At 44.8% G+C, this 14,651-nt stretch carries 5 protein-coding genes; all 5 read right to left on the bottom strand.

Features of this window, described 5'->3' with window-relative positions; all coding sequences use genetic code 11:
* Window positions 1-411 precede the first annotated feature (411 nt).
* The gene (locus FAM09_RS29825) at window positions 412-3,657 is read right to left on the bottom strand and encodes an AsmA family protein (protein WP_136580836.1); all 3,246 of its coding nucleotides are present in this window, start codon (window positions 3,655-3,657) and stop codon (window positions 412-414) included.
* A gap of 261 nt (window positions 3,658-3,918) precedes the next feature.
* Entirely contained in the window at window positions 3,919-4,317 is a 399-nt protein-coding gene (locus FAM09_RS29820; RefSeq protein WP_136580835.1) for a serine hydrolase domain-containing protein, read from the bottom strand.
* Between the two features lie 119 nt (window positions 4,318-4,436).
* Window positions 4,437-5,120 carry an AraC family transcriptional regulator gene (locus FAM09_RS29815; RefSeq protein ID WP_136580834.1) on the bottom strand — a complete coding sequence of 228 codons (684 nt, stop codon included), beginning with the start codon at window positions 5,118-5,120 and terminating at the stop codon, window positions 4,437-4,439.
* A gap of 187 nt (window positions 5,121-5,307) precedes the next feature.
* On the bottom strand, window positions 5,308-6,321 hold the full coding sequence (locus FAM09_RS29810; protein ID WP_136580833.1) for a PorP/SprF family type IX secretion system membrane protein: 1,014 nt from the start codon (window positions 6,319-6,321) through the stop codon (window positions 5,308-5,310).
* A gap of 11 nt (window positions 6,322-6,332) precedes the next feature.
* Window positions 6,333-14,651: T9SS type B sorting domain-containing protein (locus FAM09_RS29805; protein ID WP_208025683.1), on the bottom strand; the 8,319-nt coding region annotated here is incomplete at its 5' end.

The following is a 14,651-nucleotide window of genomic DNA, read 5'->3' as shown; positions in this document are numbered from 1 at the left end:
AACGCTTAAATAAATATTTTTTTTTGAAAATGGTTTTAGCCATAAAACAATCTTCATTCAGTTCTTTACTATAATTTAATTACTTATTATATTTGATAAGCTCTAGAGATTCCCTGTAATTCCTATGGTGGCCCCGTTTTTTCCGATATCTTATGAGATGGTCCAATCCTGTGAAATGAGGATCCTATCTTGTGAAAAGTCGCACACACAGACTCTTGTTAGTGCAAATTATTAAACCCAAAAACCCCATACCACGATGGGGTTTTTTATTTGTAGTTGCCCCTGTTTTGAGTATTCAATCGTTGTTATAATAAAACATGATCAAGGAATTTTTTTTCAAAGCGTTTCCCTTGAAATCACTGCACCGTTAACCGATGACTGGTTCTCGGTGCAATTTTATCATACTTTTTCTTATGCTTTCTTCGGCTTGCCTAAATGTACTTTATAATCATCGGGCGTTCCGGTGATGGTGAGGTTCATAAAGCGGATTCGCTTATCCTTATCCCGGTATTCGATCGCGTCTACCTGGTCGGGATCCACTTCTTCTTTTTTCTTATTAAACAGCATTCGAAAACCTACCTGCGTCACCATTTTCAGGGGAATACGCACATAGTACGCCATTTTCATATCGAGCGACTGGGTGCCGGAGATTTCCATAAAGCCCAGCGATGAATTGATATTCATGGCCGGTATGGACAAGGTAGCATCTTTAAATGTAAGCACATTGTGCAATGTATCGAAGCGGATCATCTTCAGGTTCTTGTCCTTGAAATATGACGACATGGCGGCCATAGGCGCAAAATTGATCAGCGTTCCGTTGTAAATATTTACATCGAGCTCCGCCTTCGATTGATCTAATAGCGGCGTAAGATCAGGATGTACCCGCATATACCCTTTGATCTGTCCGCTTAACCGGCCCTTGATATTTTTATTGATAACATAGTCCTGGCCAAAGTAATCCAGCTTCAGCATCATTTTTTCCAAATCGATATTATCTACCTTGATGCGGCTTCTTAAGTAGATCTTTTCCGGATTATTACCATTAAAGTGTGCGCGGGCATCTATCTTGCCACCGGCCATTTCAAGGTGCAGCGTATCCAGGTACAGGTGATGGTTTTCCAGCATCCGCACATTGGTGGAAAGGTTTTTCAACCACAACCGGCGGTATTTTATTTTGCCCACATTCACCGTAGCATTAAAATCAAGGAATGGCATCTGGAAAACATTAAATGCTTTGGCATGCACAGAAGAGGAAGCTGTACGTGCGTTTGGAACAGCCGTCCCTATTGAATCGGTTACTACGTTCGCTGCCACTTCCTGTTTTGCGGTCAATCTGTAATTCGTCAATTGGTCAACATCCAGGAAGTTCGAAGAAAACTTCAGGTAATTTTCTTTCATTCTTCTGGCGCTGTCCTTACCGGTGTACAACCGCATGCTTAGATCAAAATCACTGCGACCGATCTTGCCACGCAGGGTATCGATCTTAATAAAATTATCGGTATTGAATTTCACATTGCCTTTGATGCTGTCTAATTGAAAGGCATGCTTTGTAAGCTGCCCGGAAATATTGGCAATTTTTACATTGGCGAATTTAAATACAGAATCGTACCGCAGCATGGTCTTGGAACGCAGCCAGAGGTTGGTAGCCACTTCATCGTGATAATCTTTCGGCACCATTTTCTTTGTCTTACGGCCCAACAGGTCTTTCATAGCCAGTCGTTGCGACTTCAGGTCAAAGGCGATCTCTGTTCTCCCCTTTTTAACTTTGTCGAACCACAAGGCGTAGTTATTCACGCGGCCGCTGAACAGGATATCGGAGCTATCGATGTGCCCGCCAAAATTTTTCAACCGCAAGGTGGTATCGCTGATCGTTAATAGTGCGCCAAACTCGTGAAAGGCATGCGGATATCTTTTAAAAGATGCATTGAGGTGTTCCAGCTTCATCACTCCCTTTGGCAATGGTTTGGGGTGCAACAGTTCATTCACCGATGTTTCGAGCGACAGGCCTACCGTAAATCCATATATTTCTTCTTTTCCTCTCCGGTGTTTGGTAGTATCGATGTTCAGCAGCTCCCGCATGATCATTTTTTTGCTGCGCGCATTCAGTGTAGCTACAACCGGTTTGCTTTGCTGATGAAAGATCGCGGGCAGGTCGCTCAGCGATCCATCTACATAAAAATCAGAATGACCAATATTACAAACCAGAGAATCGAGCCGCACAAAACCATTCTTCATATTGGCATGCAGGTTCAAACGCTCAACGTTGTGCGGATAATTGGGTATGCGGAAGGTAAGATTGCGCACAGCAAGTTCGCTTTGTACGCCCTCGGTGAGCTTACCCATCGATTGTTCGGGCGTACTGATATCAACCAGTTCTTTAAAATTCATTTTAAGGCTGATCTGCCCCGTTAGGCGTTGCAGATCTTTTATACCAAGGAAGGCGCCGATAAATTCCAGCTCCAGGTTCGAATTTACCTGCATGAGAATTTTCGGGTTCTCAAAATTGCGCATAATAAAGTTTCCATCGAACACACCGGTACCGGGTTTTGCATGCATGCCCAGCAGGCGCAGCTCTGAGGTTTTCAGGTTTTGTCCATCCCCGTTGGTATAATAGCCTTTAAAAGCCAGAGAATCCAGTTTTTTATCAGATTGGGAATTATGCAGCCAGGCATTAACGAGGGAGAAGGACACCTCTACCCGGGGCATTTTTCCACTGGCAAGACTGCCTTTAACCGATCCATCAAAGTTCACATGACCATCATAGCGAAAATGTTTTAATTCTTTGGCCACCGATTCGGGTGCAAAGGCAAACAAATGTTGCAGGTCTGGCTTATCGCCCGAGAACTTCAAATCAATAGAGTTATTATTCTGCCGTAAGCTGGCTGAACCGGTGATATTAAAAACGGCATCTTCCACTTTCAGCTTTCCTTTACTTAATTTGAGTAATTGCGAGTTGTACTCATAGGAAAGCGCCAGATCTGTTTCCAGGCGTTTTTGGCGGAAAAGAATCGTATTGCCGGGACTGGTATAATCAATCGTCATCTTGCCGGTTAGTCCGGCATTCAGTTTCAGGCTGTCATTTTCGAGGGCAGACTGAATTCTTTCAATTTTCGAAACAACCAGGCGGCCGCTTTGTTTATCGAGATAAGAAACCGCCATGTTCTTCAGCACGATCTTTTTAATATCCAGTTTCAGCGCAGCATCAGAGGTATCGGTGATAGTGGTGGTATCTGCGCTTATACGGCTGGCCTCTACAATATTCAACTGGCCGTTGTTCTCCTCCACCAGGTCAAGGTGTCCGTTCTTCATGAAGATCACCTTCACTTTATAATTTTGCTTCAGAATATCTGGCAGGCTAAAGCCGGCAAAAAGCCGCTCTGCGGAAAACAATGGTTTGCCAGCGGTGCTTTTAGTGGCGTAGAAGCGCACATTGTTCAACCGAACAGAGATATATGGAAAATTTTGAAATAATGAGATCTTGCTTCCCTCTATTGAGATGGCGCCGGGTAATTTTTTATTGAGCTCCTTTACGGCCAGCTTAACCAGTCGCTGTTGCTGGGTGTATAAAATGGTAAACGCTATTGCTAACAACAACACCAGAGAGATAACCGGTATTAACAGGAAACGAACAAGCCTTCTTCGCACTTTGCTTTTCATGGACAATTTGGTTTGGGGTTTCATGACAAGGTCGGGTCAATGCCGGTACAAAAATAACTGCTGATCGCTAAAAATATATACGTGCTGCATATAATGACTTATTCTTAACGATTCCACGGGATACAAAGTATGTGGGAAAACACTTACAGGCACTGATCGGCAAAATTTATGGGGTCATACTCACATTTTTACTAATATTGGGCATGCAGCTGCCTTTATCCAGGCTCAGTGAGAAAAAGGAGCTTATCCTAAAGCGTTTCTCTACCTTCCGCCCAGGTTGATGCCATATTTTGAAATAGGGTCATCCAAACTCACCTTACCCTGTTCTACCAATTGCATGAGGATGATAGACCCGAATGTTTTTGTAATGGACGCCAGGTGATACACGGTATTTTCATCCGGTTTGATCTGCTTTTTCATATCGGCATATCCTAACCCACCCTGCACAACCAGTTGCTTTTCATTTACGATACCAATAGCCAGGGACGGAATATTATACCTCAGCCGTAAAGCTTCCAGTCTTTTTTCAAAAGCTGCCACATTTGCAGGGTTCCATACTTTATCAGCCGCCGTCACCGGTTGCACTGAACGATTGAGTTTGCGTGAGGAATTACAGGCCAGCACGCCACAGGAGATCATAATAAATAAAATGTATTTCATGCAGACGCCATTTTTATATGACAGGCGAATGCAAACTTCTTATGATTTTAATTTGTATAAAAGAATTGTCCGTCTCAATTCCGGATATGAGATGGATTTCGACCATCAATGCTCCCTGATCAGCGTAATGCGGGTGCCAGTTTACGATATTCAGAAGGAGACATGCCGGTAAGGTCCTTAAAAGTGCGCTGAAAAGTAGCTTGTGAATTAAACCCACAATCCGTGGCAATACCGGCAATGGTCAGGTGACTGGTTTCAGAGAGCTGCAATTTTGTCTTAACTGCTTCTACCCTGTAATGGTTAATGAATTCATTAAAACTTTTTCGCAGGTGTTGGTTCAACACGGCCGAAATTGTTTTTTGCGCAATGTCTGTATGCATTGACAGTATATTGAGGTTGAGCTCGGGATTCAGATACATTTTATCCTCTTCCATGGATTTCCTTAAAAGCAACACCACTTCGTTAATTGTGGCGCCGGTAATTGTTGATGGAATAGAACCATTCTTTTTTGAGATGCCTTGTTGCCAGGAAATGAGATATCCTTTGATCCCCAACCAATAGATCATGATCGCCAGCGGAATATATACCGGATACCATTTAAACGTGTCGAGCATAAAATTGGTGTACCGCGGAATAACGTACGGAATCAGATAGAGCAGCCAGATAAACTGGAAGGCAAGAAAAATATAAACAAACTGCTGCATCCATTTAAAGGTGGCCAACCTGTCGTTGCTGAGCTGGTTCTTCGCTTTTAAATTAGACAGGTATTTTACCGACAACAATAAATAAAACGTAACAGACATCAGGAAGATCAGTTTGGCCAATAAACGATTTGAAAGTTTATTCTTCTTTGCATAAAACAGGAGGCAACAAACGATAAAACCCTGTAAAGTGCCCAGCAATATCACCGTATTTAGAAAAGTGGCAAAGAGAACATGTAAGAAAGGTTATGTAACTGTAATTTACATTAACCTTTTAATTTCAATTACATTATTTCCATGGACACCAAATGATCCCATCCTTATGATCATCACCTCTTAAAATAAACGAAAGTTCAAATGTTTTCGGTTTTTGTTCAGCTTCACTGAGTTTTGAAATGGTAACATCATAGGTTAAGCCGAACTGCATGTTTTTATATCGCAGCCCAATATATGGGATAATGGCATTCTTCGACCAATACCACATACCCACGTAGAAGATCTGGTCTTCCCCTGTTTCATTAATAAAAAAACCTAATGCACCGCCAAGTGAAAAATAACTGGCTTTTGATTGTTCCTGGTAAATACCATTGGTATTTAACAATATATTATCATTGAGGTAGGTTTCGAAATTGGCATGCACCACTTTTCGCATAGCCAGGTACTTGTTCGGATCATCGAGTACCGTTTGCTTAGGCCGGTTCAAATGAAAAACCGCAAGCCCCATGTCGAAATTGCTCCTGTCGTTTGTAAAGCTGTAGGTACCACCTGCACTGGTAGAAAAATATGGTTTCATGTTTGACAGGGCCGCTTCGCCGGAGGGCAGGTTCGTGTCAAATCCATTTCCTACAAATTGTTCAGGATAAATAAGCCGGTGAAATGAGATCCGCTTGTTGGCAATAATGCCCCCTACTCCTATTCCCAGTCTGTGATCACCTACGTCATTAGACAACGTAATGTTATATGATACATTCATTGAACCATATAAACTTTGATGAATACCCGACTGCGCATAATCATACATAAGCATACCGCCTAATCCCAGCACACTGGTTTCAGGCAATTTATCTTTCATGATCTTGCTATCAAAAGAAACCGTTCCGGTAGCATACGGACTGGCAGGGCCTATCCACTGGTCCCGGAAATTGGTAACCAGGCGCCATTTGCTATTGATGTTAGCCGTTAACCCGGGATTGATATTTAACGGAGAGGAAAAGAATTGTGAAAAACTTGGGTCCTGGGACCATCCGAAACCAGGAATAAGTAACAACAACCCTACTACTTTCCAAGTTAATTTCTGTTTCATAACACAAAATTTTATCGTAACAACATTGCATTACCTGCTTTCTTGAATACGGTTCCATCATTTCCAACTGCTTCAACCGTCCAGGTATAGGTATCCATCACCTGTTGTACACCTTTATAGATGCCATCCCATCCATGATCTAATGTCTTTGTTTCAAACACCAGCTCACCCCAACGGTTAAACACCCTGAAATAGCGCAATTCAACAATATTCACATGGAATGGATAGAGGAAATCATTATGACCATCTTTGTTATGTGGCGACCAGGCAGTGGGCACCCATAAGTTAGGGGGTTCATTCACCTGTGTTCTGGCAATCACTTTCACTGTTTGTGTATCTATAACCAAACAGCCATCAGCAGATGTTATGTAGATCAGATAATCCATCCGCTGCCCATAATTGAATACCGGATTGATTATATCGTTCGTGTTCAAACCTATTGCCGGAGACCAGAAATAGGAGTAATTGCCGCCAAGCGCTCTCGCCTTCAATTGCGCTGACACATTTGCCGGAGTAATTACTTCATTATACCTCACGGAAGCAGGCGGTTTGATTATGTTTACAGCAGCAGATGCATTCATAGTATTGGTGCACAAGGCATCGGATACGCTGGTTAGGGTGTATGTTGTATTGGCAGATGGCGACACTTCAATTTGATAAACGGAAGTAGTTATACCAACTACTGTGCGACTGATATTTCCATCGAAATAGGTTATACTGAATGGCGCTTTACCTGAAAGCGTAACGGTTAATTTGGCTTTTGCTCCCGGACAAATATTTCCACCGGCGATAATGGCTGATGGCTTGCTGTTCAGCCGGGCATCAACAGGTTTAATGCTGTAACAGCCTGCGGCATTTGTAGCTTTGATATAGTAAGTGCCGCTGGCATTTACTGTTCTTGGAGCAGGCAGCGGCCTGGTTGCGCTGGAGTCTGTCCAATAGGTGAAGCTAAGGCCAGCATCGCTACCTGCGGTAATAGTCTGTGCAGTAAGGTCGATTGAAGTTTGATTACAATCGGCTGACGGGTTATTTACATTTAAATTCGGCGAAGATTGCAAGGTCAGGTTAGTGGTAACGATACTATCGCATCCATCCTGACTGGTAAAGCTCGATTGGTAAACACCACTTGCAGAGGCAATAACTCCGTTGGGTAATTTATAGGAAGTTTCACAAGTAGAAATATTTTCTGTTTTAGAAGGTGACGATTTCACGGTCAGCAATAAGGTAACAATAGAATCGCAACCAACGGTACTTGTCAGTGTGTCTTTGTAAATGCCAGCAGTGTTGTATTGAGCACCATTCCAGGTGTATGGTAACTGGTTGGCGCAAATGGTGGTCCTGGTTGTGTCGCTCAATACATTGTTTACGGTTAAGATTAATGTGCTGATGGAATCACAACCGGCGGTGCTGGTCAAAGTATCCTTGTATGTTCCAGCAGTGTTGTATTGCGTACCATTCCAGGTATATGGTAACTGATTGGCACAGATAGTTGTTCTGGTCGTGTCGCTCAATACATTGTTTACAGTCAGAATTAATGTGCTGATGGAATCACAGCCGGCAGTGCTGGTGAGCGTGTCTCTGTAAGTACCGGCGGCGTTGTATTGAGCGCCGTTCCAGGTGTATGGTAACTGGTTGGCGCAGATAGTTGTTCTGGTTGTATCGGTTAATACATTGTTTACAGTCAGGATTAATGTGCTGATGGAATCACAACCGGCGGTGCTGGTCAGCGTGTCTATGTATGTTCCAGCAGCGTTGTATTGAGCACCGTTCCAGGTGTATGGTAACTGGTTGGCGCAAATGGTAGTTCTGGTGGTATCGGTTAATACATTGTTTACAGTCAGAATGAGTGTGCTGATGGAATCGCAACCGGCGCCGCTGGTTAGCGTGTCTATGTATGTTCCAGCAGCGTTGTATTGCGTACCATTCCAGGTATATGGTAACTGGTTGGCGCAGATAGTTGTTCTGGTCGTGTCGCTTAATATATTGTTTACGGTTAAGATTAATGTGCTGATGGAATCACAACCGGCAGTGCTGGTCAGCGTGTCTCTGTAAGTACCAGCAGCGTTGTATTGAGCACCGTTCCAGGTGTATGGAAGTTGGTTGGCGCAGATAGTGGTTCTGGTTGTATCGGTTAATACATTGTTTACAGTTAAGATTAATGTGCTGATGGAATCGCAACCGGCAGTGCTGGTCAAAGTATCTTTGTATGTTCCAGCAGCGTTGTATTGAGCACCGTTCCAGGTGTATGGTAGCTGGTTGGCGCAGATAGTGGTTCTGGTCGTGTCGCTCAATACATTGTTTACGGTTAAGATTAATGTGCTGATGGAATCACAGCCGGCGGCACTGGTGAGCGTGTCTCTGTAAGTACCGGCGGTGTTAATGGTTTTACCACTCCAGGTGTATGGCAATTGGTTGGCGCAGATAGTGGTTCTGGTCGTGTCGCTCAATACATTGTTTACAGTCAGGATTAATGTGCTGATGGAATCACAACCGGCGGCGCTGGTGAGTGTGTCTTTATAAGTGCCAGCAGCGTTGTATTGAGCGCCGTTCCAGGTGTATGGTAACTGATTGGCGCAAATGGTAGTTCTGGTGGTATCGGTTAATACATTGTTTATAGTCAGGATTAATGTGCTGAGGGAATCGCAACCGGCAGTGCTGGTGAGTGTGTCTTTATAAGTGCCAGCAGCGTTGTATTGAGCACCGTTCCAGGTGTATGGCAATTGGTTGGCGCAGATAGTGGTTCTGGTTGTATCGTTCAATACATTGTTTACGGTCAGGATTAATGTGCTGATGGAATCGCAACCGGCGGTGCTGGTTAGCGTGTCTCTGTAAGTGCCAGCAACAGCATATTGAGCGCCGTTCCAGGTGTATGGCAATTGGTTGGCGCAGATAGTGGTTCTGGTTGTATCGGTTAATACATTGTTTACGGTCAGGATTAATGTGCTGATGGAATCGCAACCGGCAGTGCTGGTGAGTGTGTCTTTATAAGTGCCAGCAGCGTTGTATTGAGCACCGTTCCAGGTGTATGGAAGTTGGTTGGCGCAGATAGTGATTCTGGTTGTATCGTTCAATACATTGTTTACGGTCAGGATTAATGTGCTGATGGAATCGCAACCGGCGGTGCTGGTGAGCGTGTCTCTGTAAGTGCCAGCAACAGCATATTGAGCGCCGTTCCAGGTGTATGGCAATTGGTTGGCGCAGATAGTGGTTCTGGTCGTGTCGCTTAATACATTGTTTACGGTTAAGATTAATGTGCTGATAGAATCACAGCCGGCGGCGCTGGTCAGCGTGTCTCTGTATGTTCCAGCAGCGTTGTATTGAGCGCCGTTCCAGGTGTATGGTAACTGATTGGCGCAAATGGTAGTTCTGGTGGTATCGGTTAATACATTGTTTACAGTCAGAATGAGTGTGCTGATGGAATCACAGCCGGCGATGCTGGTCAGCGTGTCTATGTAAGTTCCAGCAGCGTTGTATTGCGTACCATTCCAGGTATATGGTAACTGGTTGGCGCAGATAGTGGTTCTGGTCGTGTCGCTCAATACATTGTTTACGGTCAGGATTAATGTGCTGATGGAATCACAACCGGCAGTGCTGGTCAGCGTGTCTCTGTAAGTGCCAGCAGCGTTGTATAGCATGCCATTCCAGGTATATGGTAACTGGTTGGCGCAGATAGTGGTTCTGGTCGTGTCGCTTAATACATTGTTTACAGTCAGAATGAGTGTGCTGATGGAATCGCAACCGGCGCCGCTGGTTAGCGTGTCTATGTATGTTCCTGCAGCGTTGTATAGCGTACCATTCCAGGTGTATGGTAGCTGGTTGGCACAAATGGTGGTTCTGGTTGTATCGGTTAATACATTGTATACGGTCAGGATTAATGTGCTGATGGAATCACAACCGGCGCCGCTGATCAATGTGTCCTTGTATGTGCCAGCAGCGTTGTATTGAGCGCCGTTCCAGGTATATGGTAACTGATTGGCGCAGATAGTGGTTCTGGTCGTGTCGCTCAATACATTGTTTACAGTCAGGATTAATGTGCTGAGGGAATCGCAACCGGCGCCGCTGGTTAGCGTGTCTATGTATGTTCCTGCAGTGTTGTATTGAGCACCGTTCCAGGTGTATGGTAATTGGTTGGCGCAGATAGTGGTTCTGGTTGTATCGGTTAATACATTGTTTACAGTCAGGATTAATGTGCTGATGGAATCGCAACCGGCGGTGCTGGTTAGCGTGTCTCTGTAAGTGCCAGCAACAGCATATTGAGCGCCGTTCCAGGTGTATGGTAGCTGGTTGGCGCAGATAGTGGTTCTGGTCGTATCGGTTAATACATTGTTTACGGTTAAGATTAATGTGCTGATGGAATCACAACCGGCAGTGCTGGTCAGCGTGTCTCTGTAAGTGCCAGCAGCGTTGTATTGCGTACCATTCCAGGTATATGGTAACTGATTGGCGCAAATAGTTGTTCTGGTGGTATCGGTTAATACATTGTTTACAGTCAGGATTAATGTGCTGATGGAATCACAACCGGCGGTGCTGGTTAGCGTGTCTATGTATGTTCCAGCAGCGTTGTATTGCGTACCATTCCAGGTATATGGTAACTGGTTGGCGCAAATGGTAGTTCTGGTCGTGTCGCTTAATATATTGTTTACGGTTAAGATTAATGTGCTGATGGAATCACAACCGGCAGTGCTGGTCAGCGTGTCTCTGTAAGTGCCAGCAGCGTTGTATAGCATGCCATTCCAGGTATATGGCAATTGGTTGGCACATACAGTTGCCCTGGTGGTATCTCTGAGTACATTGTTTACAGTTAAGATGAGGTTGATTATAGAATCGCAACCACTGTTGCTGGTGAGTGTGTCTCTATAGGTTCCGGCGGCGTTAATGGTATTGCCATTCCAGTTGTATGGTAATTGGCTGGCACAAACAGTTGCCCTGGTGGTATCTCTGAGTACATTGTTTACAGTTAAGATGAGGTTGATTATAGAATCGCAACCACTGTTGCTGGTCAGCGTGTCTCTGTAAGTGCCAGCAGCGTTATATAGCATGCCATTCCAGGTATATGGCAATTGGTTGGCGCAGATAGTGGTTCTGGTTGTATCGCTTAATACATTGTTTACGGTTAAGATTAATGTGCTGATGGAATCACAGCCGGCGGCACTGATCAATGAATCCTTGTATGTTCCAGCACCGTTGTATAGCGTACCATTCCAGGTGTATGGCAATTGGTTGGCGCAGATTGTTTTTCTGGTTGTATCTGTTAATACATTGTTTACTGTTAAAATTAATGTGCTGAGGGAATCACAACCTCCGGCGCTGGTCAGCGTGTCTATGTATGTTCCTGCAGTGTTGTATTGGGCGCCGTTCCAGGTGTATGGTAACTGGTTGGCGCAAATGGTAGTTCTGGTGGTATCGGTTAATACATTGTTTACAGTCAGGATTAATGTGCTGATGGAATCGCAACCGGCGGTGCTGGTCAGCGTATCTATGTATGTTCCAGCAGCGTTGTATTGAGCACCGTTCCAGGTGTATGGAAGTTGGTTGGCGCAGATAGTTGTTCTGGTGGTATCGGTTAATACATTGTTTACAGTCAGAATTAATGTGCTGATGGAATCGCAACCGGCAGTGCTGGTCAAAGTATCCTTGTATGTGCCAGCAGCGTTGTATTGCGTACCATTCCAGGTGTATGGTAACTGATTGGTGCAAATGGTAGTTCTGGTGGTATCGGTTGATACATTGTTTACGGTCAGGATTAATGTACTGATGGAATCACAGCCGGCGATGCTGGTCAGCGTGTCTATGTATGTTCCAGCAGCGTTGTATAGCGTACCATTCCAGGTGTATGGTAACTGGTTGGCGCAAATGGTAGTTCTGGTGGTATCGGTTAATACATTGTTTACTGTTAAAATTAATGTGCTGAGGGAATCACAACCGGCGGTGCTGGTCAAAGTATCCTTGTATGTGCCAGCAGCGTTGTATAGCGTACCATTCCAGGTGTATGGTAGCTGGTTGGCGCAGATAGTTGTTCTGGTTGTATCGCTCAATACATTGTTTACAGTCAGAATTAATGTGCTGATGGAATCACAGCCGGCAGTGCTGGTGAGCGTGTCTCTGTAAGTACCGGCGGCGTTGTATTGAGCGCCGTTCCAGGTGTATGGTAACTGGTTGGCGCAGATAGTGATTCTGGTTGTATCGGTTAATACATTGTTTACAGTCAGGATTAATGTGCTGAGGGAATCGCAACCGGCAGTGCTGGTCAAAGGATCCTTGTATGTGCCAGCAGCGTTGTATAGCGTACCATTCCAGGCATATGGTAACTGATTGGCGCAGATAGTGGTTCTGGTCGTGTCGCTCAATACATTGTTTACGGTTAAGATTAATGTGCTGAGGGAATCACAACCGGCGGTGCTGGTCAGCGTGTCTATGTATGTTCCAGCAGCGTTGTATTGAGCGCCGTTCCAGGTGTATGGTAACTGATTGGCGCAGATAGTTGTTCTGGTTGTATCGGTTAATACATTGTTTACAGTCAGAATGAGTGTGCTGATGGAATCACAGCCGGCGGTGCTGGTCAGCGTGTCTATGTATGTTCCAGCAGCGTTGTATAGCGTACCATTCCAGGTGTATGGTAACTGGTTGGCGCAAATGGTAGTTCTGGTGGTATCGGTTAATACATTGTTTACAGTCAGAATGAGTGTGCTGATGGAATCGCAACCGGCGCCGCTGGTTAGCGTGTCTATGTATGTTCCTGCAGTGTTGTATTGAGCACCGTTCCAGGTGTATGGAAGTTGGTTGGCGCAGATAGTGGTTCTGGTCGTGTCGCTCAATACATTGTTTACAGTCAGAATTAATGTGCTGATGGAATCACAGCCGGCAGTGCTGGTGAGCGTGTCTCTGTAAGTACCGGCGGCGTTGTATTGAGCGCCGTTCCAGGTGTATGGTAACTGATTGGCGCAAATGATGGTCCTGGTTGTGTCGCTCAATACATTGTTTACGGTTAAGATTAATGTGCTGATGGAATCACAACCGGCGGAACTGGTCAATGTATCCTTGTATGTTCCAGCAGCGTTGTATTGCGTACCATTCCAGGTATATGGCAATTGGTTGGTACATACAGTTGCCCTGGAGGTATCTCTGAGAACACTATTTACAGTTAAGATGAGGTTGATTATAGAATCGCAACCTGCGCCACTGGTGAGGGTATCTCTATAAGTGCCAGCCGCGTTGATGGTGTTGCCGTTCCAATTGTATGGCAATTGGTTGGTACATACAGTTGCCCTGGTGGTATCTCTGAGTACATTGTTTACAGTTAAGATGAGGTTGATTATAGAATCGCAACCACTGTTGCTGGTGAGTGTGTCTCTATAGGTTCCGGCGGCGTTAATAGTATTGCCATTCCAATTGTATGGCAGTTGGTTGGTACATACAGTTACCCTGGTGGTATCTCTGAGAACACTATTTACAGTTAAGATGAGGTTGATTATAGAATCGCAACCGGCGCCACTGGTGAGGGTATCTCTATAAGTGCCAGCGGCGTTGATGGTGTTGCCGTTCCAATTGTATGGCAGTTGGTTGGCACACACAGTTGCCCTGGTGGTATCTCTGAGAACACTATTTACAGTTAAGATGAGGTTGATAATGGAATCACAACCACTGCTGCTGGTGAGAGTGTCTCTGTAGGTTCCGGCGGCGTTAATGGTATTGCCATTCCAGTTGTATGGCAATTGGTTGGCACATACAGTTACCCTGGTGGTATCTCTGAGAACACTATTTACAGTTAAGATGAGGTTGATTATAGAATCGCAACCGGCGCCACTGGTGAGGGTATCTCTATAAGTGCCAGCGGCGTTGATGGTGTTGCCGTTCCAATTGTATGGCAGTTGGTTGGCACACACAGTTGCCCTGGTGGTATCTCTGAGAACACTATTTACAGTTAAGATGAGGTTGATAATGGAATCACAACCACTGCTGCTGGTGAGAGTGTCTCTGTAGGTTCCGGCGGCGTTAATGGTATTGCCATTCCATGTGTATGGCAATTGGTTGGTACAAATGGTGGCGGTTTCCGATCCAGTTACAGCCGGATTAACGTTCAGGGTCAGGGTTACAATAGAATCACAACCAGAAGCACTTACTAATGTATCCTTATAAGTGCCCGCTGAGTTGTATGTATTACCGTTCCAGGTATAAGGTAATTGGCTAGCGCAGATAATTTCAGTTTGCGTTCCGGTTACTGCCTGGTTAACGTTCAGGGTCAGGGTTACGATGGAATCGCAGCCAGCACCATTTACTAAAGTATCCTTGTAAGTTCCAGAAGCATTGTAAATGTTGCCATTCCATGTGTA

This window comes from Niastella caeni (assembly GCF_004834005.1).
Classification (GTDB): Bacteria; Bacteroidota; Bacteroidia; order Chitinophagales; family Chitinophagaceae; genus Niastella; species Niastella caeni.
Note: the sequence above shows the minus strand (reverse complement) of the source record. Positions and strands in the feature narration are given on the sequence as shown.

Excerpts from the sequence above, each read along its gene's own strand:
- FAM09_RS29825 (WP_136580836.1), bottom strand. The coding sequence starts at position 3,657 with ATGAAAAGCAAAGTGCGAAGAAGGCTTGTTCGTTTCCTGTTAATACCG.
- FAM09_RS29820 (WP_136580835.1), bottom strand. The coding sequence starts at position 4,317 with ATGAAATACATTTTATTTATTATGATCTCCTGTGGCGTGCTGGCCTGT.
- FAM09_RS29815 (WP_136580834.1), bottom strand. The coding sequence starts at position 5,120 with ATGTCTGTTACGTTTTATTTATTGTTGTCGGTAAAATACCTGTCTAAT.
- FAM09_RS29810 (WP_136580833.1), bottom strand. The coding sequence starts at position 6,321 with ATGAAACAGAAATTAACTTGGAAAGTAGTAGGGTTGTTGTTACTTATT.